Here is a 25,095-nt window from a genome sequence, read left to right on the forward strand (position 1 = left end):
GCAGTGCACCAGTGCGCCCGCGGCATCGCTTCGTTGTTCGGCCGATACGGAAACATGGACTGGCCGCGCTTGCTCTTCCGGCGCGCAAAGCCCATTCTGGTCTGCATCCTGAGGCCCATCCCGTCGGGCCAGCAGATCACACCATCGCGTTTTCGCGAGGTCTCGAGCCATGAACTGCTCCGGTTGCGGTTTCGAGGTTCAGGGCGGCTTTGCCTTCTGCCCGAAGTGCGGCACGAAGCAACCGCAGGCGTGCCATGGCTGCGGCTTTCCATGCGCGCCGGATTTTGCCTACTGCCCGAAATGCGGCGCCCTTGTCAGCGGGACCAGGAATGATAACGGGCCGGGATCAGCGCAGTCCTCGCCAACGTTGCGGACGGCCCAACACGCATTTCGACCGCAGTCGGACCATGTCCATGGCGAAGCAAACCGCCGCACCATCACCGTTTTGTTTGCCGACCTTAGCGGCTTCACTGCGATGAGCGAGCGGCTCGATCCCGAGATCATGCAGACGCTTCAGAATCAGTTGTTCGAGGAGTTGACGGCCGCGGTGCAGGGCTTTGGCGGCTTCGTGGATAAATTCATTGGTGATGCGCTGCTCGCGCTGTTCGGTGCGCCTGCCGCGCACGAGGACGACCCCGAGCGAGCCGTGCGCGCGGCTCTCGACATGATCGGCCGGACCGCGCGCCTCAGCGAACGTGCGGAGGCGTATGCCGGCTCGCCGCTGCTGCTCCATGTCGGTATCAACACCGGGCATGTCGTCGCGGGCGGGCTTGGCGTAGGCGTCGCCAAATCCTATTCGGTGACCGGTGACACGGTGAATACGGCCCAGCGACTGCAGTCGATGGCGGCTCCGGGCGAAGTGCTGGTCGGGCCCCTGACCCATCGTCTGACGCGGCATGCGTTCTCCTACGACTCTCTTGGCGAGGTCTCGCTCAAGGGCAAGATGGGCAGCGTATTGGTCCACCGCCTGAAGGAGCCGCTCGACACGCCCCGCGCGGCACGAGGTCTCGACACGCTCGGCCTCAATGCGCCGCTGATTGGACGCGACGCCGAGCTGGCGCGCATGATCGGCAGCCTCGATCTTGCGTGCGGCGGCGCCGCTCAACTCGTTCGGCTGGTCGGTGAAGCCGGCATCGGGAAAACGCGCCTGGTCGGCGAATTCGCCGCCCGCATCCGCGACGACGATCTCTTCGCAGGGGTGGCAATCCGGCAGGTGGCCTGCTCGCCGCTCGGCGAACAATCCTATGGCACACTCGCTGCCGTGCTGCGTAGTGCATACGGGATATCGCAGAAGGCTGGCGCCCTGGAGGCGCAGGCGAAAGTCGCCGAAGCGTTGTCGGAGCTTGGCGTCGCCAGCGACGAGGCCGATCGCCTGATGCCGCTCTATCTGCACGTCCTCGGGCTTGGCGACCCCAACGGCGTGCTCAGGCATGTCGAGCCCGAGCAGCTCCGCAGGCAGATATTTTTCGCGATTCGTACCGTCTTCGAACGCCGCCTGGCATTGTCGCCGCTTCTGATCATCGTCGAGGATCTGCATTGGGCCGATGCGGTGTCGCTTGAGGCGTTGCGGTTCCTGATGGATCGGTTGGAGCGGACGCGGCTGATGCTGCTGTTCACACACCGGCCAGTACTGGAGTTGGACCTGTTCGGTTCGAGCAGGATCAGCCACACGACCATTCGGCTGCCCCCGCTTGACGATGCTGACGGACAAAGGCTGCTCGCGGCCTATTTCAGTCAGGGGTGGTGTGAACCACCGGGACCTCTGTTCGGTCGAATCCTCGATCGCGCCGGCGGCAATCCGCTTTTCCTCGAGGAGATCATCCGCGGCCTCATCGAGGCTGGCGCGCTGGAACGCGACGGAGCGCAGTGGCGGATGAAGTCGGATGAAGCCGCTGCCGATATTCCAGCAAGCATTCAGGCGCTGTTGCTGGCGCGCCTCGACCGATTGCCGCATCAGGCGCGCCACCTGGCACAGGAGGCCGCGGTGATCGGTCCGCGTTTCGATGCGGCGACTCTCGGGGCTGCGGCCACCGAGCCGGCGAGGGTAGAAGCAGGGCTCGAACTTCTTTGCGACGCGGAGATCATCGAGGAAATCGCGGGCTCGAACTCGATTTCACTGCGGACCTATCGTTTCACGCAAACCATGCTTCAGGACGTGATCTACCAGAATCTGCTTCTTCAGCGGCGGATCGAGCTTCACGGACGGATTGGTGCCGCGCTGGAGAGGCTCTATGGCGTTGAGCCCGAGCGTCTTGAAGATCTCATACAGCTCGGACACCACTTCAGTCTGAGCCCGAGCAAGCCGAAGGGTGCGAGCTATCTGCGCGCGGCTGGCGATCGCGCACGCGCCAGCTATGCCAACGATGATGCCCTTCGCTTCTACCAGCAGTCCCTCGCCGTGCTGTCGACCGGCAGTGGGTGCGAGCCGGAACGCCTCATCCTGTACGAGTGCATTGCAGATCTCTGTCGCGTGGCCGGCCGCCGAAGCGCGGCCGAGGAGCACTATCGATGTGCGCTGGAAGGATACCGTACGGCAGAGGACCGCCTCGGCGAGGCGCGAATTCGTCGCAAGCTCGGCCGATTGTTCTGGGACGCCGGCAAGCGCATCAACGCAGAGACTTACTATGCCGATGCGGCTGAACGGCTTGGCGGGATCAGCGCGCCGATCGAATGGGCGCACCTCTTGCAGGAGCGTGGCCGTCTCGCCTTTCGCGTCGGCGATCACGGCGCTGCGGCGAGATGGGCAGACGAGGCACTCAGCCATGCGCGGTCCGTACCGGCGGACGCGGACGAGCAGGCCGGGCTCGAGGCGGCGCGTGCCGTTGCGGAGGCCCTCAACACCAAGGCGGTTGCGCTGGCGCGGCTCGGGCGACATCAGGAGGCCGTACGCGAAGTGGAGCAAAGTGTCGCGGCAGCAGAGGCCGCCGGCCTTTTCAACGAGGTGTGTCGCGGCTACACCAACCTTGGCGTGCTCTACACGATTGTCGATCCGGCGAAAGCCGTCGAGGTCTGCCGGCGCGGCCTCGATGTCGCGCGTCGAACCGGGGATCTCGGCTTCCAGGCGCGACTTCTTGCCAATCTTGCCGTTGCCTGTTGCACCTTCACGGACAGATGCACCGAGGAGGGGGTGCCGGCTGCCGAAAAGGCAATCGAGATCGACCGCGCGCTCGACCAGCGCGAGCATCTCCCAGTGCCCTTGATCGTGCTCGGACAGATCCATCAATGCCACTTTCGCCCTGATCTGGCCGCGCGCTGCTACAACGAGGCCATCGAGGTGGCGAGCGAGACCGGCGAGCCGCAGCAGCTGTTTCCGTGCTATGATGGTCTTGCGACGTTGAACCTTGATCGAGGCGACATGCCCGAGGCCGAGCGGTATTTCGCGCTGGCCCATGATGTCTGCGCCCGGCACGGGCTCGATCCTGCCGGGCTGATCGTATTGCCGTTTCTCGACTAGCCAATGTGAGGGATTTCAACCATGTCAGAACGTCTTGTGGATGGAACACTTCAGCCGGGCGATCGCGCACCGAACATCGTCCTGGATGCCATCACACGCGAAGGAAAGATCGCGCTCGAGGATTATCGCGGGCAGAGTCCGATTTTGGTGGGCTTGTTTCGCGGCCTGCATTGCCCGTTCTGCCGGCGCCATATCGCCGCGCAGGCGCAGCTTGACGGCGCGCTGCGCGGAAAGGGCATCGAAACTCTCACGGTCGTCAACACGCCGATCGACCGGGCGCGGCTCTATTTCCGTTATAATCCACTGCCAAATCTGCTCGCTGCGGCCGACCCGGATCGAGTCTCGCACCGCGCATTCGGCCTGCCCAATATCGAGTTCACGCAGAACGAGACCGAGTGGCCACGCAAGGTCGGCATGGACGTGATCATGAGCATGCCACCAGTCGATATGCCCGGCGAATTGCCTGGGCCGATGGCTCGGTCGGCAGCCGCCGAGTACCTCAACAACAAAGACGGTTACGAGATGACCGAAGCCGATCAGCGCATGGCGGCGGCTGGCACGGGCCAGTTGTTCGGCCAGTTTCTGCTCGATCGGGAAGGAATCGTACGCTGGACCTTTACCGAGGTTCCGGATGGCGGCCAGCGCATGTTCGGAATGCCGAGCCCGCAGGAGCTGATGTCGGCCGCCTCGCAAGTGGCGGGTTAGGCATCGCCGCCTGGCCATTGACCCGCCGGTCGCTTCTCTGCCAGCGCCGCCGCCATCGCCGAGATCAATGGACGCATGAAATAGGCGTCATCCGCAGGCGAGATGTCGGTGCGCAGACCATGCGCGGCGAGTTCGCCCGAGACTGCCGGTCCGACTGAGGCGATCAGTGTCCGCTCGAAGCCGGCGCGCAACTTCGCCTCGCTGCCATGCGCCTTCGCCGCCTCGATCAGCCGGCGGACCTGGCCGAGATTGGTCAGCGCGACGGAATCGATTCGTCCCTCGGCCATGTCGTCGATAGCAGCGACGATATTGGCATCCGCTGCCTTCGAGTCATAAGCATAGGGCAGCACGGTATCGACCTCTGCGCCCTGCGCGGCGAGCGCACTGGTCAGCGCGCCGTGATCCTTGTCGGGATAAATCTGGAGGCCGAGACGATGGCCCTTCAAATCGAGCTTGTCCAGCATCTCGATCACACCCTCGGTGGTCGGTTTCTCCGTGGTCTGCTGCGCCTCGAGCGAGATTTCGCGCAGCGCCTTGCCGGGCTTCGGGCCGCGGGTGAATTTTCGCGATTTGGCCAGCGCTGCGACCAAGGCCTGGTCGAGCCCGCGCGCGCGCGCGAGTTTCACGATCCGCCGCAGACCTTCGCCGGTCATCAGCACGAGGTCGTCGAACGGCCGGTCGATGGCACGGCGGATCCAGGCTTCGACCGGGGCAGGGTCCGGCGCGTCCTCGATCGTGAACATCGGGCATTGCACCACTTCGGCACCTTGCTCGGCCAGGAGCTTCGAGAACTGCGCCTCCTCGCGGGTTTCCAGGATCAGGATGCGGGTGCCGTTCAAACGGTCGGCCATGGGCGTGCTCCGGTCAGTCGAAAATCGCAATCGTCCATTCATCCTGACTCCGTCGTCGGGATTGGCGCAAGGGTCGCCCCGGTGCTAGAGCAGGGCGCAAATCGCGGGTCTGTCCGCGGTCCTTGCACAAACCTTCACCAAGAGCCATCCCTTCAACAGCCATGCCCGATCATCAATATGTTCTGACCCTGTCCTGTCCGGATCGTCCCGGCATCGTCTCGGCCGTGTCGACCTTCCTGGCGAACTCCGGACAGAACATTCTCGACGCCCAGCAGTTCGACGACGTCGAGACCAAGAAATTCTTCATGCGGGTGGTGTTCACCGCGGCCGATCTCGCCGTGGAACTGGCCGCGCTTCAGACCGGCTTTGCGGCGATTGCCGAGCGCTTCGGCATGGAGTGGCAGATGCGTGACCGTGCCGCGCACCGCAAGGTGATGCTCCTGGTGTCGAAGTCCGACCACTGCCTGGTCGACATCCTCTACCGCTGGCGCACCGGCGAATTGCCGATGACACTGGCTGCGATCGTCTCCAACCATCCGCGCGAGGTCTATGCCGGGCTCGATTTCGGCAGCATCCCGTTCCATTATCTGCCTGTGACCAAGGAAACCAAGAGCGAGCAGGAGGCGCAGATCCTGAAGCTCGTCGCCGAGACCGGGACCGATCTCGTGGTGCTCGCCCGCTACATGCAGATCCTGTCGGATGATCTGTCGAGCAAGCTGTCCGGCCGCTGCATCAACATCCATCATTCGTTCCTGCCGGGCTTCAAGGGTGCAAAGCCCTATCACCAGGCCCACGAGCGCGGCGTCAAGCTGATTGGCGCCACCGCCCATTACGTGACGCGCGATCTCGACGAGGGCCCGATCATCGACCAGGACGTCGAACGCATCAGCCATCGCGACACGCCGGAAGATCTCGTCCGCAAGGGCCGCGACATCGAACGCCGCGTGCTGGCACGCGCGATCCGTTATCACCTGGATGACCGCGTGATCCTCAACGGCCGCAAGACCGTGGTGTTCGTGGACTAGGACACTGTCATTCCGGGGCGCCTCGAAGAGGCGGGCTCGATGCTGCCACATCGCCCCGGAATGACGGCAGGATCTAGCGCACCGCGTTGCCTGGCGTTGTGCTCGTTGCGCCCTTTTGCGCCTGCTCTTCCTTCTCGCGATCCGCCGCGGGCATCAGCCGCTTGCGCTCGCGTTCCTTCATCCAGGCGTCGTATTGCGGCGTGCCCGGCCGGGGCGGTGCGTCCGCCGGCAGGCCGCCGGCCCATTGCGGAACGTAGTCGCCCATGCCGGCTGAAAGCTTCTCGTTGACTGTGCCGCATCCAGCCAGTCCCGCGGCGAGTGCGAGCAGGGACACGATGGAGCAGAAACGTCTGGACATCTTCGGGCGCACTGCAATCGGGGAGAGGAACCGGACGCCGGCAGACCAGCGCCGCGGAACAGTAGCCATCAACAAGGTAAAATTGGCTTATTCGAGGTAGGTACAAAAATACCGGATGTCAGGGGCTTGCTTTCCTGCAGATGTCTGAATTCTGCAAATGAAAGACGAAATCCTCCATCCACGCTGGCCGGCGCTTTCCTAGACTGCGGCGATCGGCTCGCGACAATCTGGCTTCCACCGGCGGGGCTTTTTCGTTGACAGGTCCATTTTATTTGTACAATCGTACAAATGGACGCGACCAAGATCGAGGTGTTCGGGTTACCCGGACGTAACCGCGACATCGCTTCCCGCCGTCAGCAACCGGAACGCGTGGCTTGCGCCGAATGGTCGCCAAACGTCCGATTGACAATGAGGGCGCGAAAGACGCCATGTGACGCGCAATGTGACGCGCGATATCGCTCGTGCGTAAGTTAACGTGAGGCAAGGACCGGGCACTCGGTTCGGCGCACAAGAGTCAAGGAATGAAGGGGAGGGACATCTGATGTTCGAACGCAAGCAGTTTACCCAAACGGTCTCTTGGGCGGCCGTTGTTGCCGCCGTCTCGGGCCTAGCGGGCCTCGTGCCGGCCAACGCGGAAGACACCGTCAAGGTCGGCATGATCCTGCCGATGACCGGCGGCCAGGCCTCGACCGGCAAGCAGATCGAGAACGCGATCAAGCTCTACATGCAGCAGAAGGGCGACACCGTCGCCGGCAAGAAGATCGAGATCATCGTCAAGGACGACGCGGCGATCCCGGACAAGACCAAGACCGCCGCGCAGGAACTGATCGTCAACGACAAGGTCAGTTTCATCGGCGGCTTCGGCGTGACGCCGGCGGCGCTCGCGGCCGCGCCGCTGGCGACCCAGGCCAAGATCCCGGAAGTCGTGATGGCGGCCGGCACCTCCATCATCACCGAGCGCTCACCCTATATCGTGCGCACCAGCTTCACGCTGGCGCAGTCCTCGACCATCATCGGCGATTGGGCGGTGAAGAATGGCATCAAGAAGGTGGCGACGCTGACCTCGGACTACGCGCCGGGCAATGACGCGCTCAACTTCTTCAAGGAACATTTCACTGCCGGCGGCGGCCAGGTGGTCGAAGAGGTCAAGACGCCGCTCGCCAACCCCGACTTCGCGCCGTTCCTGCAGCGCATGAAGGATGCCAAGCCCGACGCGATCTTCGTGTTCGTGCCCGCAGGCCAGGGCGGCAACTTCATGAAGCAGTATGCCGAGCGCGGCCTCGACAAGGCCGGCATCAAGGTGATCGGGCCGGGCGACGTCACCGACGACGACCTGCTCAACAACATGGGTGACGCCGTGCTCGGCACCGTGACCGCGCACATCTACTCGGCGGCGCATCCCTCGCAGATGAACAAGGACTTCGTCGCCGCCTACAAGAAGGCGTTCGGCACACGTCCCGGCTTCATGGCGGTGAGCGGCTATGACGGCATCCACCTGATCTACGAGGCGCTCAAGAAGACCAATGGCGACACCGACGGCACCAAGCTGGTCGAGGCCATGAAGGGTCAGAAGTGGGAGAGCCCGCGCGGCCCGATCTCGATCGATCCGGAGACGCGCGACATCATCCAGAACGTTTACATCCGCAAGGTCGAGAAGGTCGACGGCGAACTCTACAACGTCGAGTTCCAGACCTTCGAAGCCGTCAAGGATCTCGGCAAGACCAAGAAGTGACGCGCGAAAGCGGGTCATCCCGGGGCGCGCCTTAGCGCGCATCCGGGATCTCGAAGTGATTGAAACGAGATTCCGGGTTCAGCGCGTACGCGCTGCCCCGGAATGACGAACGCTTAGGACCGATCGACCTTCGATGACCTCAATCCTCACCAACCTGTTCGATGGCGTGGCATACGGCATGCTGCTGTTCGTCCTCGCGTGCGGGCTCGCGGTCACGCTCGGCCTGATGAACTTCGTCAATCTCGCTCATGGCGCCTTCGCCATGGCCGGCGGTTATGTGTGCATGCTGTTGGTGAACCAGCACGGCTGGCCCTTCTTTGCGGCGTTGCCCCTTGCCTTCGTCTCATCCGCGGCGATCGGCGTCGTGCTCGAGCGAACGCTCTATCGTCATCTCTATGCGCGCAGCCATCTCGATCAGGTGCTGTTTACGATCGGCTTGACCTTCATGTCGGTCGCCGCCGTCGACTACATCCAGGGCTCGTCCCGCGTCTTCATCAACTTGCCGGCCGCGCTGCAGGGGCAGTTCGACCTGTTCGGCGTCGGCATCGGCCGCTACCGGCTGATGATCATCGTGATCTGCGGCCTGCTCACCATCGGCCTCCAGATGGTGCTGGCCAAGACCCGCTTCGGCAGTCGCCTGCGCGCCGCCGTCGATGATCCCCGTGCCGCCAGCGGCCTCGGCATCAACGTGCCGCAGGTGTTCGCTTTCACCTTTGCCTTTGGATGCGGGCTTGCCGGCCTCGGCGGTGCGCTGAGCGCCGAGATACTCGGCCTCGATCCGTATTTCCCGCTGAAGTTCATGATCTACTTCCTGATCGTGGTCACCGTCGGCGGCTCGTCCTCGATCACGGGGCCGTTTCTGGCTTCGCTGCTGCTCGGCATCGGAGACGTCGCCGGCAAATATTACGTGCCGAAGATGGGACCGTTCGTGATCTACACCATGATGATCGTGATCCTGATCTGGCGCCCGAACGGCTTGTTCGGCCGCACGGCTGCGCGTTGAGTCTGCCGATGAACGCATCTTCCGACGTCGGTTATCACGCCCAGCGCCATGCGCGCTGGCATTATGGCGAGGCCGCTTTCTGGCTCGTCGTTCTCGCCTGCGGCCTTCTGTTTCCCACGCGCTACCTGATCATGACCGACATCCTGCGGCTGGCGCTGTTTGCGATGTCGCTCGATCTCATCCTCGGCTATGCCGGCATCGTCTCGCTAGGTCATGCCGCCTTCTTCGGCGTCGGGGCCTATGCTGCGGGGTTGCTGGCGCTGCACGGCATCATCAACGAACCCGTGCTGGCGCTGATCGCGGCGGGCCTCGCCGCGATGGTGCTTGGCTTCGCCACCAGCGTCCTGGTGATCCGCGGCGTCGACCTGACCCGCCTTATGGTGACGCTCGGCATCGCGCTGCTGCTTGAGGCGCTCGCCGAGCGTTTCTCCGACATCACCGGCGGTACCGACGGCCTGCAGGGCATCGAGATGCAGCCGATCCTCGGCCAAATCCCGTTCGACATGTTCGGCAAGGCCGGCTTCTTCTATTCGCTGGCCGTGCTGTTCGTCTTGTTCCTGCTCGCCCGCCGCATCGTGCACTCGCCGTTCGGCCTGTCGCTGCGCGCGATCAAGAACAACCCGCTGCGTGCCGCCGCAATCGGCATCCCCGTCAACCGCCGCCTGATCGCGATCTACACGCTCGCGGCTTTCTATGCCGGCATCGCGGGCGCGCTGTTCACCCAGACCACCGCGATCGCCTCGCTCGACGTGTTCGCCTTCGACCGCTCCGCCGATCTGATGCTGGTGCTCGTCATCGGCGGTACCGGTTATCTCTATGGCGGACTGATCGGCGCCGTGATCTTCCGCATGCTCCAGGAAGCGTTCTCCACCATCACGCCGCAATACTGGCAGTTCTGGATCGGCCTCGTGCTGGTCGTGATCGTGCTGGTCGGCCGCCAGCGCCTGCATCGCTGGGTGCTGTATGTGCCGAACCTCGTCATCAAGCAGGTCGCTGGGCGAAAAGCCGTCGTCGCCGTGCCGGAGAGCGACGCATGACCATCGCGCTTGAAACCCAGAATCTCGAAAAGACTTTTGGTGGCCTTCGCGTCACCCGTGACCTGTCGCTGAAGATCGAGCAGGGTGCCCGGCATGCCCTGATCGGCCCAAACGGCGCCGGCAAGACCACGGTCATCAACCAGCTCACCGGCGTGCTCAAGCCGAACTCGGGCCGCATCCTGCTCGAAGGGCAGGACATCACCGACCTGCCGGTGCACAAGCGCGTGCTGCGCGGCCTGTCGCGCACCTTCCAGATCAACCAGCTCTATCCCGATCTCACCCCGCTCGAGACCATCGGCCTCGCCGTGTCCGAACGCCTCGGTCACGGCGGCGACTGGTGGCGGCGGATGGGAACGCGAAGCGACGTCAACGGCGAGATCGCCGATCTCCTGACGCGCTTCCATCTGCTCGACGTCATGAACGAACAGACCGTGACGCTGCCTTACGGCAAGCAGCGGCTGCTGGAGATTGCGGTCGCGATCGCCGGAAAGCCGCGCGTGCTGCTGCTCGACGAGCCCGCGGCCGGCGTGCCCGAAAGCGAGCGGCACGACATCCTCGCGGTCGTCGGCAGCCTGCCGCGCGACGTGACGGTGCTCTTGATCGAGCACGATATGGATCTGGTCTTCTCCTTTGCCGACCGCATCTCGGTGCTGGTCTCCGGCGCGCTGCTCACAGAGGGGCCGCCCGATCAGGTCGCGCGCGATCCGCAAGTGAAGGCGGTCTATCTCGGCGAGGAGGCGGTCAATGTCTGACCTGCTCGCGATCGAGTCCCTGCGCGCGGGCTATGGCGAGGCGGTGGTGCTGCCCAACATGTCGCTGCGTCTGTCCGAAGGACAGGTGCTGGCGCTGCTCGGGCGCAACGGCACCGGCAAGACCACGCTGATCAACTCCATCGTCGGCGTCACCCGCCGCTTCTCCGGTACTGTCGAACTTGCCGGCACCGACGTCACGAGTTTGCGGCCCGACCAGCGCGCCCGCGCCGGCATCGGCTGGGTGCCGCAGGAGCGCAACATCTTCCGCTCGCTGACGGTCGAAGAGAACATGACCGCGGTGGCGCAGCCCGGCCCCTGGACCGTCGAGAAGGTCTACGAGATGTTCCCGCGGTTGAAGGAACGGCGGAGCAATTTCGGTAACCAGCTCTCCGGCGGTGAGCAGCAGATGCTGGCGATTGGCCGGGCACTGACCCTTAACCCGAAGGTCCTGCTGCTGGACGAGCCGACCGAGGGGCTGGCCCCGATCATCGTCGAGGAGCTTTTGAAAGCGATCGGGACCATCACCCGGGCGGGCGGCATCTGCTCGATCATCGTCGAACAGAATGCTCAAAAGATTCTCGGGCTTGCCGACCGCGTTGTGATATTGGAGCGCGGAACGATCGTCCACGACGCCCCGAGCGCCGCACTGAAGGCCGACCCGTCGGTCCTGGAGCGCCACCTCGGGGTCGCTGGGGCGGCGGCCCACTAGAAAATTCTCGGGAGTCAAAAAAATGCAGCGAACCAAAGCCCCCTTCCGCGCCGACGAGGTCGGCAGCCTCCTGCGCCCCGCCAAGATCAAGGAAGCCCGTGCCAAGCTCGAGAAGGGCGAGATCTCGGCCGACGATCTGCGCAAGATCGAAGACATGGAGATCGAGAAGGTCGTGCACAAGCAGGCCTCGGTCGGCCTCAAGCTTGCCACCGACGGCGAATTCCGCCGCTCCTGGTGGCATTTCGACTTCCTGGCCAAGCTCACCGGCTGCGAGCTGTTTCATCCCGACACCGGCATCCAGTTCACGGGCGTGCAGACCCGCCACGACGCGGTCCGGGTGATCGACAAGCTCGATTTCCCCGATGATCATCCGATGCTGGACCACTTCCGTTTCCTGAAGAAGGTTGCGGATCAAGCCCATGTCACTGCGAAGATGACGATCCCTTCGCCGGCCGTGCTGCACTTCCGCGGCGGCCGCAAGTCGATCTCCAAGGACGTCTATCCCGATCTCGACGCCTTCTACGAGGATCTCGGCAAGACCTACCGCAAGGCGGTGAAGGCGTTCTACGACGCCGGCTGCCGCTATCTCCAGTTCGACGACACCGTGTGGGCCTATCTCTGCTCGCCGGACGAGCTGCAGAAGGCGCGTGAGCGCGGCGACAATCCCGACGGTCTCCAGCAGATCTACGCCCGCATCATCAATTACGCGCTGGCCGAGAAGCCCGCCGACATGGTGGTGACGACGCATGTCTGCCGCGGCAATTTCCGTTCCACCTGGATTTCGTCGGGCGGCTACGAGCCGGTGGCGGAGACCATGCTCGCCGGCACCAACTACGACGGCTATTTCCTCGAATATGACAGCGACCGCGCCGGTGGCTTCGAGCCGCTGCGCTTCCTGCCCAAGGGCAACAAGGTCGTGGTGGTCGGCGTCATCACCTCGAAGTTCGGCGAGCTCGAGAAGAAGGACGACATCAAGCGTCGTCTGGAGGAAGCCTCCAAGTTCGCTCCGCTTGAGCAACTCGCGTTGTCGCCGCAATGCGGCTTCGCCTCGACGGAAGAGGGCAACATCCTCTCCGAGGAAGAGCAGTGGGCGAAGCTGAGTCTCGCGGTCGAGATCGCCAAGGAAGTGTGGGGCAACTGACTTGGCGTCATTCCGGGGCGCGCTTAGCGCGCACTATGGTGCGCGCTTGCGCACCTGAGAATCTCGAGATCCCGGGTCTGGTGCTTGAGCACCATCCCGGGGTGACGACGCGCGGCCGCGTCGTCACTTCTCCGCCAGATAGACCTCGCCCAGCAGCGACGAGTTCGACCACGGCACCTGCCTGTTCTTCGTGCCCGCGACCACCTCGGCGCGCACTCGTGTCAGCATCTGCTGTACTTCCAGTCCCGGCGTGCCGATGTGTCGGGACAGCGCCGCGGAGAACGGCGAGTTCGCGCCTTCGCCATCGAGCGCGACCTGGCCCGGTGCTGTCGCGAATGCGATCAGCGTGCCGGCTCCCAGCGTTGCCCCGGACCCGAGGCTTGACGGCGCCGCAAGGCCTGACGCGCCTTCGATGCCGCGGCTGCCGCTGGCGCTTGCTGTCTGCTGCGCCATCGGATTGTTGCGGCAGGCATCGAAGATCAGGATGTTGGTGCGGACCTGGTCGTCGAGACCGGCCATGATCGTGTCCATGTCGATCATCGCTTCAGTCATGCTGCTGCCCGGCTTGAGGTCGACATCGACGGGAATGAGATAGTTGCGGCCGTCGACCTGCACGCCGTGACCGGCATAATAGACAAGAGCGACCTGCGCCCGTGCCGCCTCGCGCAGGAAGTCGCGCGTCATCTTCTGCATCGCGGCGCGGTCGAGATCGACACCCTCCGACACCGTAAAGCCGATATCGTGCAGGCTTTTCGCAACCGCGCGCGCGTCGTTGGGCGGATTGGGCAGCGCCTTCACGTGGGCATAGGCGCCGTTGCCGATGACCAGCGCCATCCGCGCGCTGCGAACGGCCGGTGCAGGCGAGGGTGCTGGTGCTGCGCCGCTCTGCTGCGGGGCAGGGGTAGTCGACGGCTGCGTCACCGGCGAGGGAGCATCGCGCGGTATCGGTGCGGCTGCGTCCGTCACCAGCGACAGCCGCACCTTTGCGGTGGCCTGATTGGCCTTGCTGCCGGCGTCGGACGCAACAATCGCGAGCGTTGCCTTGTAGTCGTCCTTCGCGTGCGCATAGTCGCCCTTGGCCTCATAGGCCAGCGCGCGATGGGTGTAGCCAGAGATCAGCACGCTGTTCGGCGGCGTCATGATGTTGACCGGCGGCTTGTCCTTGGCGAGCCGGATCGCTTCGCTGCCATCGGCGATGGCGCGATCGAGATCGCCTTTCGCGCGCCAGATCGTGGTGCGGTTGATCAGCGGCTGCGGCAGTGTCGGATCGAGCCGGATCGCCTGATTGACGTCGGCGAGCGCACCGTCGAGATCGCCGAGTGCTTCCTTGGCGATGCCGCGGTTCTGGAACGAGAACGCCGATCTCGGATCAGCCTTGATCGACAGGTCGTAATCGGCGATCGCCTTGGCATAGTCGCCCTTGCCGCGCCAGGCATTGCCGCGGTTGTGGAAGATGATGCCGCCTGGCGGGCCGAGCTTCAGCGCATCGTCGAAATCGGCGATGGCGATGTCGTAGTCGCCTTTGTCGTAATAGGCAGAGCCCCTGAGGTTGTAGACCGCCTGGCTCGGCTGGAGCCGGATCGCCTCGGTGCTGTCGGCAATGACCTTGGCGTAGTCGCCCCTCTTGTTCCAGCCCACCGCGCGCCAGAAATAGACGGTCGCGAGCTGCTCGCCCTTGAACACCTTCAGCGCGATGATCTTGCTGCAGGCGTCGACCATCTGGTCCGCTGGGGTGGTCTCGGTGGTGCAGAGCGGCCCGAGCTGGCTGCGCGACTGGGCCGATGCGGAGGCCGACCACAGGGTTGCGGCGAGCAGAGCGAGCGCGACGAGCAGGCGGCGCATGGGCGGTGGTTCCTTGAGGAGAAGTGCTTGTTTGTTGCCCGGCGGCTCCTCGGGGTTCACGCCCGCGTCATCGCAGCTGGGGTAAAGCAGTTACCGGTATTCCCAGAGTGGGCAGAATTTGCTAGATGATTAGTCCCAACTCATCTGCCCACCGCTATCCCACCGATGAAGAACGACGAAATCCTGAGCCAAATCACCGAGTTCTGCCGCACGGCGGACATGGCGGAATCGACGTTTGGCCGGCGGGCGGTGAATGATGGGAAGCTTGTGCAGCGCCTGCGCGAAGGCAAGCGCATCACCATCGACACGCTGGAGCGGATCCAAGCCTATATCGCGGCGTCGACGACCGGCGGCCTTCCGCCGCCGCGAGGACTTCAGGTGCCTGCGGAAAAGCGCGATCCACGGGGCAATTTCCGCTTCTTCGAGAACCGGCAGAAATATCTGCTGTTCGTCCACACCTGCAGCGAGAAGCGGGTGATCGCCGACCGGGTGGCGCTGGAGCTATCGACCATCCACCCGAGGCCGCCGGCATTGCGCATTTTCGACGCCGGCGTCGGCGACGGCACGGTGCTGGCGCGGGTGCTGCGCGCGACGCACCAGCGCTATCCGCATATGCCGTTCTATGTCGCCGGCAAGGAGCTCAGTCTCGAGGATCTGCGCCTGACGCTGGAGAAGGTGCCCGACCGCATTTTCGAGCATCCGGCGTCGGTTTTCGTCTTCACCAACATGTTCTACTCGGAGGCGCCCTGGCTGACGCCCGCATCGCCCGCGGCCGCCGCTGCGACCGTCTGGCACGAGGTCCCCCTGCGGGGGGCCTCATCGGGCGAGTTCGAGCAGCAGATCGCCGAACTGCGGCCGTTCCTGGAGCAGAACTGGCGTGCGGCGATCAGCCCGCGCACGGCGATGCCGCTGTACGAGCGGCCGGTCGTGCTGGTTCTCTACCGCGAGGACCACAGGTTCCTGCTCGATTCGACCATCCCGCGGCCGGGCCAGACCGAGGCCAATTTCGACCTCGTCATTGCGTCCCAGCCATACCGGGCCCTGTCCTCGGTCAATTTCCGCGCCAAGCGGATCATTGCACCGCTGGCGCGGGCCCTGCGGCCGGGCGGCCGCCTGATCGGAATCCACTCCCACGGTCACGATCCCGGCATGGAAATGATCCAGGCGATCTGGCCCGGAGAAAATCCTTTCTCGGTGAGCCGTCATGAGCTATTGCGCGCCGTAAAGTATGAGCTGGGGTCGTTGGGCCGTGATCTAAATTTTAATGCTTATGCGGATAACCGTTCGATCTTCAGGTATGATTTGGAAGCGCTGCCCAACGAGGTGACGGGTACCATCGGAACCTCGACAGCCTTTGCAGCCTGGAATGCGGCGGTGTATGTCGCTCAGATTGAGGACGACCGGTTGACGGATATGACTCAAAACGGCCGCACTCTGGATGCCGCCAGGGATGTGCTGCGAAAGTACAATGGGCTCTGGTTTCTCGACGAATCCTACGTCATCTCGCGCCGGCGCGATTGACATAATCCAACTCTAAACATCGCAAACGTCCGCCGGTAGCGGTGGAACAAGGGGTTTCTTGATGCGCGCGTCCTATCTCTTCACCAGCGAGTCCGTCTCCGAAGGCCATCCGGACAAGGTCTGTGACCGGATTTCCGACGAAATCGTCGACCTGTTCTATCGCGAAGGGCCGAAGGCCGGCATCGATCCGTGGGCTATCCGCGCCGCCTGCGAGACGCTGGCCACCACCAACAAGGTGGTGATCGCCGGCGAGACCCGCGGTCCGAAGTCGGTGACCAACGAGCAGATTGAAAGCGTCGTGCGCGAGGCGATCAAGGACATCGGCTACGAGCAGGAAGGCTTCCACTGGCAGAAGGCCGATATCGAGATCCTGCTGCACCCGCAGTCGGCCGACATCGCGCAGGGCGTCGACGCGCTCCAGCCTGGCGAAGTCAAGGAAGAGGGTGCTGGCGACCAGGGCATCATGTTCGGTTACGCCACCAACGAGACGCCCGACCTGATGCCGGCGCCGATCTTCTACGCCCACAAGATCCTGCGTCTCATCTCCGAAGCCCGTCACTCCGGCAAGGAGAAGGTGCTGGGTCCGGACTCCAAGAGCCAGGTCACCGTGCAGTACGAGAACGGCAAGCCGGTCGGCGTGCGCGAGATCGTGGTGTCGCACCAGCATCTGGTCGAGGACATCTCGTCCAAGCAGATCCGCGACATCGTCGAACCCTATGTCCGCGAGGCGCTGCCGAAGGACTGGATCACGCCGAAGACGATCTGGCACATCAATCCGACGGGCAAGTTCTACATCGGCGGTCCCGACGGCGACACCGGCCTGACCGGCCGCAAGATCATCGTCGACACCTATGGCGGCGCAGCTCCGCATGGCGGCGGTGCATTCTCCGGCAAGGATCCGACCAAGGTCGACCGTTCCGCGGCCTACGCCGCGCGCTACGTCGCCAAGAACATCGTCGCTGCCGGTCTCGCCGACCGCTGCACGCTGCAACTCGCCTACGCCATCGGCGTGGCGCGTCCGCTGTCGATCTACATCGACACTCACGGCACCGGCAAGGTGTCGGAGGATCAGCTCGAGAAGGCAGCCGCACAGGCGATGGATCTCACGCCCCGCGGCATCCGCAGCCACCTCGACCTCAACCGCCCGATCTACGCGCGTACCTCGGCCTACGGCCATTTCGGCCGCACGCCGGACAATGAGGGTGGCTTCTCCTGGGAGAAGACCGATCTCGTCGAGCCGCTCAAGCGCGCTCTCTGATCACCGACGTCATTCCGGGGCGCCGCGAGAGCGGTGAGCCCGGAATCTCGAACCTCTGGATTCCGGGTTCGCTCGTTCCACGAGCGCCCCGGAATGACAGTCAAACAAACAGGACCTCTCCATGAACGCGAAGCCCGGCTTCACCGATTACATCGTCAAGGATATTTCGCTCGCCGATTTCGGCCGCAAGGAGCTCTCGCTCGCCGAGACCGAGATGCCCGGCCTGATGGCCACCCGCGAAGAGTACGGCCCGAAGCAGCCGCTGAAGGGCGCGCGCATCGCCGGCTCCCTGCACATGACGATCCAGACCGGCGTGCTGATCGAGACGCTGGCAGCCCTCGGCGCCGACATTCGCTGGGTCTCCTGCAACATCTATTCGACGCAGGACCATGCTGCGGCCGCGATCGCAGCCGCCGGCATTCCCGTCTTCGCAGTCAAGGGCGAGACGCTGAAAGACTACTGGGACTACACCGCAAAACTGTTCGACTGGCACGGTGGCGGTCACCCGAACATGATCCTCGACGACGGCGGTGACGCCACCATGTACGTCCATCTCGGTCTGCGCGCCGAGAACGGCGACGCCGCCTTCCTCGACAAGCCCGGCTCCGAAGAAGAGGAGGTCTTCTTCGCGCTGCTGAAGAAGCAGCTCAAGGAAAAGCCGAAGGGCTACTTCGCCGGGATCGCCAAGAGCATCAAGGGCGTTTCCGAAGAGACCACCACGGGCGTGCATCGTCTCTACGACATGCAGAAGGCTGGCACGCTGCTGTGGCCGGCGATCAACGTCAACGACAGCGTCACCAAATCGAAGTTCGACAACCTCTATGGCTGCCGTGAATCGCTGGTCGACGGCATCCGCCGCGGCACCGACGTGATGATGTCGGGCAAGGTCGCGATGGTCGCGGGCTTTGGCGACGTCGGCAAGGGCTCGGCGGCCTCGCTGCGCCAAGCCGGCTGCCGCGTGATGGTGTCGGAAGTCGATCCGATCTGCGCGCTGCAGGCTGCGATGGAAGGCTACGAGGTCGTGACCATGGAAGACGCCGCGCCCCGCGCCGACATCTTCGTCACCGCCACCGGCAACAAGGACATCATCACCATCGAGCACATGCGCGCGATGAAGGATCGCGCCATCGTCTGCAACATCGGTCACTTCGACAACGAGATCCAGATCGCGGGTCTGCGCAACCTGAAGTGGACCAACATCAAGCCGCAGGTCGACGAGATCGAGTTCCCCGACAAGCATCGCATCATCATGCTGTCGGAAGGCCGGCTCGTGAACCTCGGCAACGCGATGGGCCACCCGTCCTTCGTGATGTCGGCGTCCTTCACCAACCAGACGCTGGCGCAGATCGAGCTGTTCGCCAACAACAAGGACGGCAAGTACAAGAAGGAAGTCTACGTGCTGCCGAAGACGCTCGACGAAAAGGTCGCGCGCCTCCACCTCGCCAAGATCGGCGTCAAGCTCACCGAGCTGCGCAAGGATCAGGCCGACTATATCGGCGTGAAGCAGGAAGGCCCGTACAAGTCGGACCACTACCGTTACTGAGTTTGATCCATCAAACTGCGCGAAGGCCCCGGAGCAATCCGGGGCCTTTTGCTTTGTCCGTGCGGCGGAAGGCGGCCGCGTCGGCGCAAAAAAATCGGTTCCCAGTTCGGTTGTTGCGGATTGACGGCCCGGGCCTGCGGTCGGACTATCCCGCACGGCGGAGGAAAACCATGCAACAAGAACATGTCGATGTGCTGATCGTCGGCGCCGGCTTGTCCGGAATCGGCGCGGGCTATCACCTTCAGAGCAAGTGCCCCGGCAAGAGCTACGTCATCCTGGAGGGGCGCGACTGCATCGGCGGCACCTGGGATCTGTTTCGCTATCCGGGCATCCGCTCCGACAGCGACATGTTCACGCTCGGCTATTCCTTCAAACCGTGGACCGATCCGAAGGCGATCGCTGATGGGCCGCAGATCCTGAACTACGTGCGCGAGACCGCAGCCGAGAACGGCATCGACAAGCACATCCGCTTCCGTCATCGCGTCAAGCGTGCGGCGTGGTCGACGCCGGAGGCGCGCTGGACCGTCGAGGTCGAGCGCACGGCGGGCGAGGGCGCAACCGACCTCGTGCGCTTCACCTGCAATTTCCTGTTCATGTGCTCGGGCTACTACAAATACGAGGCGGGCTATACGCCGGAGTTTGCGGGCGTTGCGGATTTCGCCGGCCGCATCGTGCATCCGCAGAAATGGACCGAGGACATCGACTGCACCGGCAAGCGCGTCGTCGTGATCGGCTCGGGCGCGACCGCGGTGACGTTGGTGCCCGAGCTCGCCAAGACGGCGGCGCGGGTCACCATGCTGCAGCGCTCGCCAACTTACGTGGTGTCGCGCCCTGCGCAGGATCCCGTCGCCAACAAATTGCGCCGCAACCTGCCGGCACGACTGGCTTATCATCTGATCCGCTGGCGTAATGTGATGTGGGGGATGTTCTTCTTCCAGCTCAGCCGGCGGCGGCCGGACAAGGTGAAGAACCTGATCCTCGGTGGCGTACGCATGGCGCTCGGCCCGGACTACGACATCGCCACCCATTTCGCCCCGCGCTACAACCCCTGGGACCAGCGGCTCTGTCTCGTGCCCGACGGCGACCTTTTCAGAGCGATCCGCGACAAGCGCGCCACCGTGGTCACCAACGAGATCGACACCTTTACCCGCGACGGCATCCGCCTGAAGGATGGCAGCGAGCTCGCCGCCGACATCATCGTCACGGCAACCGGGCTGGTGCTCCAGGTCGTCGGCGGCCTCGAGGTCAGTGTCGACGGCCGCATCGTCGATTTCGCCAACACGCTCACCTATAAGGGCATGATGTATGCCGACGTGCCGAACATGGCCTCGGCTTTCGGCTACACCAACGCGTCCTGGACGCTGAAATGCGATCTCACTTGCGAGTATGTCTGCCGGCTCATCAACTACATGGACCGGCACAATTTCCGGCAAGCCATGCCGCACAATGACGATCCCAGGATCACGGCGCAGCCGTCACTCGATTTCACATCTGGCTATGTGCAGCGCTCGGTCGCAAAAATGCCGAAGCAGGGCTCGAAGCAGCCGTGGCGGCTGTACCAGAACTACGCCCTCGACATCGTCTCGTTGCGCTTTGGCCGGATCGACGACGGCGTGATGCAATATTCCTGATCACAACCGCCGGCGGTTACGCCTTCCGCATGGTGAGCGCGAGGCCGAGGTCGATCGCGAGCGCCAGCACCACGGCGGCGCCGCCGAGGCCGAACAGAACCAGATAATCGCCGCCGGTGTTCGCGTAGATCCAGGAGAAGCCGTAGGCTGCGGCAGCCTGGAACAGCGCAAAGCTGGTGGTGGCGTGGCTCCACGTCGCGCGCTGCTGCTCGGTGGGGTGCGGGACAAGTTCGTGGATGCGTCCAAGCACTAGCGGCACGATGCCGGGCGTGAAGCCACCGACAGCCACGCTTGACACGATCAACGACACCGGGGCGGTACTCACTGTGGGAAGCAGCACGGCGGCCGCCTCGATCAGAAAGGCCGCGCGCAACGCTGGTCCGAATCCCGAGCGGTCGCCGAGATGGCCGGTGACGAGCGGTCCGACGATCGCGCCGAGGCCATAGAGCACCCAGTAGCGCGATCCCGCCGCAATGCCCTGGCCGAGGCCGCGTGCGATGAAGTCGACTATGAAGACCATATGCGGCACCAGCGCGATTGCGTTGAGCCCATACTGGATCAGCAGCGCACGGGTGGCGGCCGAAGTCTGACGCTGCTTCGCATGATGCGAAGCTGCTGCGTCAGTCCTGGTGTCCGCCGGCCAATTCCACCAGTTCGTGAGCGTCAACACGGCCGAGAGCGAGCCGAGCCCATACCAGCTCTGCTGCAAGCCTTGTTGCAGCAGTAGCGGTACCAGCGTGCCCGATGCCGCAACGCCGAGGCCAACGCCGGCAAAGATCACGCCGCCGACGATGCCGCGCCGGGCGGGCGAAGTGCGAGGCAGAATGACGGAAGCCGCCAGCACCATGATGATTCCGCCGGTCAGCCCGGAGAGGAAGCGCCAGCCGAAGAACCAGATGAAGGATACCGGCGCAGAGCTGGCAAAGAAGGAGAGGGTGGCAAGCAGCATCATTGCCCGCAACGAGCGGACTGCACCGATCCGCGCTGCGACGGCCCGCGCAGCGAGTGCGCCGGCGAGATAGCCTGCGAGATTTGCCGCGCCGAGATAGACGACGTCGGAGGCGCTGAACCACTTTGCCGCGATCAGCGCCGGGATCAGCGGTGTGTAGGAGAAGCGCGCGAGGCCAAGTCCGACCAGCGAGGCGGAAAGACCCGCCACGGCATACCGCCAAGTTGATTGTGAATCTGATCCCGGCTGCTGATGCAGCCGGGCCTCCAAGTATTGCTTCGTATTTGCGTTGGTCATCTTGTCCTCCTGCGCGGAACGGCGCGCGGATCATGCTCTCTGGCTAGTGCGGCTCCGCGGTCAGTGGCCGGCGCTCTGGCCACCATCGACATGCAGGATCTCGCCAGTGACGAAGGACGCACCCTCCAGATAGAGCACGGCATCGACGATGTCGGACATCTCGCCCATGTGGCCGACCGGGTGCATCGCGCCGAGCTGGGCGTGCGTCGACGCCGGATGCATCGGCGACTTGATGATCCCTGGCGCAACCGCGTTCACGCGGATGCCGCGCTTGGCATATTCGATTGCGAGCGACTTGGTCGCGGCGTTCAATCCACCCTTGCTCAGCGAGGCCAGCACCGAGGGCACGTTCGAATTGGCCTGATCGACCAGCGTGGTGGTGATCTGGACGATGTGGCCAGACCCCTGCTTCTCCATCTCGGCGATAGCGAGCTGGGTGATGTTGAAGAAGCCCGCGACGTTGGTGCCCATCACGGCCGCGTAGTCCTCGGCGGTGTATTGCGTGAACGGTTTTGCGACGAAGATGCCGGCATTGTTGACCAGCGTGTCGACGCGGCCGAAGCGTGCGACCGCCTGTGCAACCACGCGCTCGGCCGTTTTCCGGTCGGCGATGTCGCCAGCAATGGCGAGAACGTCGTCATCGCTCGACGGCTTGATCGACCTCGCGGTCGCGACTATGCGATAATTGCGATCGCGAAAACCCTGGACCAGAGCGGCGCCGATGCCCTGCGATGCACCGGTGATGATGGCAACCTTCTGTTCGATACCCATGACGGGCTCCTGTTGTTGATCCGTGCCAGCGCTGGCTGGCGTGGAGTTGAGGTACGCCCCGGCAGCCCGGCTGCGAATACGCGCTGTCCGGCAGACACTCTTTCGCGGCGCGTATGAATGCCGGACGGGCGCCTGGCGGCAGTTGTCGCGGTTGGCGCGAGCGCTTAGTTTGCCGGTGGATTTTCAGGGTGGCGAGCAGGCATGGATCGTCTGGATGCGATGAAGGTGTTCGTCCTTGCGGTGGACGAGGGCAGCCTCGCGGCGGCGGGCCGAAAGCTCGGCCGGTCACCGGCGGCGGTCAGTCGCGCAATCGCCTTTCTCGAAGAGCGGGTCGGCGCCGAGTTGCTGCATCGGACCACCCGATCGATCAAGCTGAGTGAGGATGGCGAACGCTACGTCGCGGTCTGCCGCCGCGTGCTGACCGAGCTGGAAGAGGCCGACGACATCGCGGCCGGGCCGCGAACCGCGCCACGCGGCCTGCTCACGCTCACGGCTCCTGTGGTCTCGGGCGAGATGGTGCTGCGGCCGATCCTCGATGCGTTCCTCGACGCCTATCCGACGGTGTCGGCAAGGCTTCTGCTGTTCGACCGCGCGGTCAATCTGATCGAGGAGGGCGTCGATATCGCGCTGCGCATCGGGCCGCTTGCGGATTCGGCGATGGTTGCGATGCGGGTCGGAGAGATAAGCCGCGTTGTGGTGGCCGCGCCGCGCTATCTGAAGCAGCATCCGCACATCACCGAGCCCGGCGATCTCGCAAAACACCAGATCGTGGCGATGGCTCACCTTCCGAATTCGTGGACCTTTGCGCCGCAAGCGGGCTCATCGGTGCCGCGAACGGTCCAGTTCACGCCGCGCTTCACGGTCAACAGCACCTATGCGGCGGTGGCCTCCGCGGTTTCAGGGCGCGGCGTTGCGCGGATGTATTCGTACCAGGTCGCCGAGCAGGTCGCGCGCGGCGAGCTCGAAATCGTGCTGGCGAGCGACGAGGATCCGGAGATGCCGGCACATCTGATCGCCCCGCAGGGTCGGCTCTCGGTGCCCAAGGTGCGGGCCTTCACCGATTTCGCCGTGCCCCGGCTGAAGAAGCACTTTGCGCAGCTCAAGAAGAGCCTCAAGGCGCACTAGACATTTCGGTCGCAGCGCGACTGCCAATGCGTGGTTTTGCGTATGCGGCCGCCGGGCTGAATCGGCGATGGTTTAGAACGGTTAACGCGGGATTAACGGATGAGTCCTAGCGTGTTCCGGCCGGGGTTACTCGCAAGGCCGAGGTGAGCCCAATGGAAGCCCAGAAGATCGCGGTCGACGCCGTCGTCGCGCTGACCGATTGCGACCGCGACGCCGTCATCGCCTTTATCCGCCGGCTCTATCTTGCTGGCGTCACCGATCCCAAGCGGCTGACCTTCAAGGGTCTTCAGGCGCTGTCCCGGGCGTAATTCGGTTCGTTTCGGTCCGTTTTCGCCCCGGTTCCATCCCCAAACTCCCCCGAGCGTGGCCGCAACCCCCGGTGAATATCTTGCCGGTGAGGGCGCCGCGGGTTACACGACACCTCGGCTGGGTCACTTGGGATTGGGGAAATGCTGAAACAGCTTTTTGCGCCGCAACTCGTCATTTTGTATGTGCTTGCGGCATCGACCATTTACGTTCACTTCCGCGGCAAGCAGCGGCTGCGCTTCGCGCGCCAGCTTGGCGATCACTCGACCTATCTCGCGCCCTACAATGTGCTGATGTATGCCGGGTCGGCGGTGCCGAACAAGCCGGTGATCTCGGTCGAGCAGTTTCCGGAATTGAAGCCACTCAGCGAGAACTGGGAGACCATTCGCGACGAGGCCGTGCGCCTGTTCGACGAAGGTTTCATCCGCGCGGCAGCGAAGAATAACGATTGGGGCTTCTACTCGTTCTTCAAGAGCGGCTGGAAGCGCTTTTACCTGAAATGGTACGACGACTTCCTGCCCTCGGCGAACACGCTGTGCCCGAAGACGGTGGAACTGCTCAAGTCGATCCCGAGCGTGCACGGCGCGATGTTCGCCATGCTGCCTCCCGGTGGCAAGCTCGGCGCGCACCGCGATCCCTTTGCCGGCTCGCTGCGCTACCACCTCGGCCTCGTCACGCCGAACTCGAACAAGTGCCGCATCCTGGTCGACGGCGTCGAATGCGTCTGGCGCGACGGCGAGGCCTTCATGTTCGACGAAACCTTCATCCACAGCGCCGAGAACCAGACCGACGTCAATCGCATCATCCTGTTCTGCGACGTCGAACGCCCGATGAAGTTCGGCTTCATGACCGCGATCAACCGCTGGGTCAGCCATCACATCGTCAAGGCGTCCGCGACCCAGAACGTCGAGGGCGAGAATGTCGGCGTGCTCAACAAGGTGTTCGGCAAGCTCTACGAGATCCATCTCGGCAGCCGCAAGGTCAAGGAGTGGAATCGCAACGTCTACTACACGCTGAAGTACTCGCTGACGGCGCTGATCCTCGGCCTGATCGTGTTTTCGGCGTTGAAGTAGTTGCCGTGCGGT

At 63.9% G+C, this 25,095-nt stretch carries 21 protein-coding genes; 16 read left to right on the forward strand and 5 right to left on the reverse strand.

The features are described 5' to 3' along the window. The first annotated feature begins 169 nt into the window (after positions 1-169). Entirely contained in the window at positions 170-3,454 is a 3,285-nt protein-coding gene (locus XH90_RS12100) for an adenylate/guanylate cyclase domain-containing protein (protein WP_194481689.1), read from the forward strand. 21 nt (positions 3,455-3,475) lie between these two features. Beyond that, a complete protein-coding gene (locus XH90_RS12105) occupies positions 3,476-4,159 on the forward strand; it encodes a redoxin domain-containing protein (protein WP_194481690.1) in 684 nt (227 codons plus the stop codon). Here the strand turns inward: XH90_RS12105 and XH90_RS12110 are convergent. Next, positions 4,156-5,010, reverse strand: coding sequence for a uroporphyrinogen-III synthase (locus XH90_RS12110; RefSeq protein ID WP_194481691.1), 855 nt, complete (start codon positions 5,008-5,010; stop codon positions 4,156-4,158). The two genes, XH90_RS12105 and XH90_RS12110, sit on opposite strands and share 4 nt — an antisense overlap. A 161-nt stretch (positions 5,011-5,171) precedes the next feature. On the opposite strand from XH90_RS12110, the gene purU reads away from it, so the two are divergent. Further along, positions 5,172-6,035 carry a formyltetrahydrofolate deformylase gene (gene purU / locus XH90_RS12115; protein ID WP_194481692.1) on the forward strand — a complete coding sequence of 288 codons (864 nt, stop codon included), beginning with the start codon at positions 5,172-5,174 and terminating at the stop codon, positions 6,033-6,035. Positions 6,036-6,108: 73 nt separating this feature from the next. Here purU and XH90_RS12120 read toward each other — a convergent pair whose 3' ends face one another. Further along, the gene (locus tag XH90_RS12120) at positions 6,109-6,393 is read right to left on the reverse strand and encodes a hypothetical protein (protein ID WP_194481693.1); all 285 of its coding nucleotides are present in this window, start codon (positions 6,391-6,393) and stop codon (positions 6,109-6,111) included. Between the two features lie 541 nt (positions 6,394-6,934). Between XH90_RS12120 and XH90_RS12125 the strand changes: the two genes are divergently transcribed. From XH90_RS12125 to XH90_RS12150, 6 genes are all read left to right on the forward strand, one after another. Further along, on the forward strand, positions 6,935-8,125 hold the full coding sequence (locus tag XH90_RS12125) for an ABC transporter substrate-binding protein (RefSeq protein ID WP_194481694.1): 1,191 nt from the start codon (positions 6,935-6,937) through the stop codon (positions 8,123-8,125). A gap of 133 nt (positions 8,126-8,258) precedes the next feature. Then, a complete protein-coding gene (locus XH90_RS12130) occupies positions 8,259-9,128 on the forward strand; it encodes a branched-chain amino acid ABC transporter permease (protein WP_194481695.1) in 870 nt (289 codons plus the stop codon). Between the two features lie 8 nt (positions 9,129-9,136). Next, positions 9,137-10,165 (forward strand): branched-chain amino acid ABC transporter permease, encoded by a 1,029-nt coding sequence (locus XH90_RS12135; protein WP_194481696.1) that lies wholly within the window; start codon positions 9,137-9,139, stop codon positions 10,163-10,165. Continuing rightward, the gene (locus tag XH90_RS12140; RefSeq protein WP_194481697.1) at positions 10,162-10,917 is read left to right on the forward strand and encodes an ABC transporter ATP-binding protein; all 756 of its coding nucleotides are present in this window, start codon (positions 10,162-10,164) and stop codon (positions 10,915-10,917) included. The genes XH90_RS12135 and XH90_RS12140 overlap by 4 nt, the downstream gene beginning before the upstream one ends. Further along, positions 10,910-11,626 carry an ABC transporter ATP-binding protein gene (locus XH90_RS12145; protein WP_194481698.1) on the forward strand — a complete coding sequence of 239 codons (717 nt, stop codon included), beginning with the start codon at positions 10,910-10,912 and terminating at the stop codon, positions 11,624-11,626. The genes XH90_RS12140 and XH90_RS12145 overlap by 8 nt, the downstream gene beginning before the upstream one ends. Positions 11,627-11,648: 22 nt before the next feature. Continuing rightward, positions 11,649-12,767, forward strand: coding sequence for a cobalamin-independent methionine synthase II family protein (locus tag XH90_RS12150; protein ID WP_194481699.1), 1,119 nt, complete (start codon positions 11,649-11,651; stop codon positions 12,765-12,767). A gap of 123 nt (positions 12,768-12,890) precedes the next feature. On the opposite strand, the gene XH90_RS12155 is transcribed toward XH90_RS12150, so the two are convergent. Next, the gene (locus XH90_RS12155; protein ID WP_194481700.1) at positions 12,891-14,609 is read right to left on the reverse strand and encodes a caspase family protein; all 1,719 of its coding nucleotides are present in this window, start codon (positions 14,607-14,609) and stop codon (positions 12,891-12,893) included. Between the two features lie 165 nt (positions 14,610-14,774). Here XH90_RS12155 and XH90_RS12160 point away from each other — a divergent pair, with 165 nt between their 5' ends. The 4 genes from XH90_RS12160 (at position 14,775) to XH90_RS12175 (ending at position 20,562) form a co-directional block, all read left to right on the forward strand. After that, positions 14,775-16,130: a hypothetical protein gene (locus tag XH90_RS12160; protein ID WP_194481701.1), complete on the forward strand. Its 1,356-nt coding sequence runs from the start codon at positions 14,775-14,777 to the stop codon at positions 16,128-16,130. Positions 16,131-16,191: 61 nt separating this feature from the next. Then, the gene (gene metK / locus XH90_RS12165; protein WP_194481702.1) at positions 16,192-17,388 is read left to right on the forward strand and encodes a methionine adenosyltransferase; all 1,197 of its coding nucleotides are present in this window, start codon (positions 16,192-16,194) and stop codon (positions 17,386-17,388) included. Positions 17,389-17,509: 121 nt separating this feature from the next. Next, positions 17,510-18,931 carry an adenosylhomocysteinase gene (ahcY, locus tag XH90_RS12170; protein ID WP_194481703.1) on the forward strand — a complete coding sequence of 474 codons (1,422 nt, stop codon included), beginning with the start codon at positions 17,510-17,512 and terminating at the stop codon, positions 18,929-18,931. A gap of 170 nt (positions 18,932-19,101) precedes the next feature. Next, a complete protein-coding gene (locus XH90_RS12175) occupies positions 19,102-20,562 on the forward strand; it encodes an NAD(P)/FAD-dependent oxidoreductase (RefSeq protein ID WP_194481704.1) in 1,461 nt (486 codons plus the stop codon). A gap of 16 nt (positions 20,563-20,578) precedes the next feature. Here the strand turns inward: XH90_RS12175 and XH90_RS12180 are convergent, their stop codons facing one another. Continuing rightward, entirely contained in the window at positions 20,579-21,808 is a 1,230-nt protein-coding gene (locus XH90_RS12180; RefSeq protein WP_194481705.1) for a YbfB/YjiJ family MFS transporter, read from the reverse strand. A gap of 60 nt (positions 21,809-21,868) precedes the next feature. Continuing rightward, positions 21,869-22,579, reverse strand: coding sequence for an SDR family NAD(P)-dependent oxidoreductase (locus tag XH90_RS12185; RefSeq protein ID WP_194481706.1), 711 nt, complete (start codon positions 22,577-22,579; stop codon positions 21,869-21,871). A gap of 201 nt (positions 22,580-22,780) precedes the next feature. Between XH90_RS12185 and XH90_RS12190 the strand changes: the two genes are divergently transcribed. The 3 genes from XH90_RS12190 (at position 22,781) to XH90_RS12200 (ending at position 25,083) form a co-directional block, all read left to right on the forward strand. Continuing rightward, on the forward strand, positions 22,781-23,704 hold the full coding sequence (locus tag XH90_RS12190) for a LysR family transcriptional regulator (RefSeq protein WP_194481707.1): 924 nt from the start codon (positions 22,781-22,783) through the stop codon (positions 23,702-23,704). Between the two features lie 152 nt (positions 23,705-23,856). Then, positions 23,857-24,012: a hypothetical protein gene (locus XH90_RS12195; RefSeq protein ID WP_014493894.1), complete on the forward strand. Its 156-nt coding sequence runs from the start codon at positions 23,857-23,859 to the stop codon at positions 24,010-24,012. Positions 24,013-24,153: 141 nt separating this feature from the next. Next, complete coding sequence (locus tag XH90_RS12200) at positions 24,154-25,083, forward strand: aspartyl/asparaginyl beta-hydroxylase domain-containing protein (RefSeq protein ID WP_194481708.1); 930 nt, start codon at positions 24,154-24,156, stop codon at positions 25,081-25,083. Positions 25,084-25,095 lie beyond the last annotated feature (12 nt).

It is taken from the genome of Bradyrhizobium sp. CCBAU 53338, from assembly GCF_015291665.1.
In the GTDB taxonomy this organism is placed as follows: domain Bacteria; phylum Pseudomonadota; class Alphaproteobacteria; order Rhizobiales; family Xanthobacteraceae; genus Bradyrhizobium.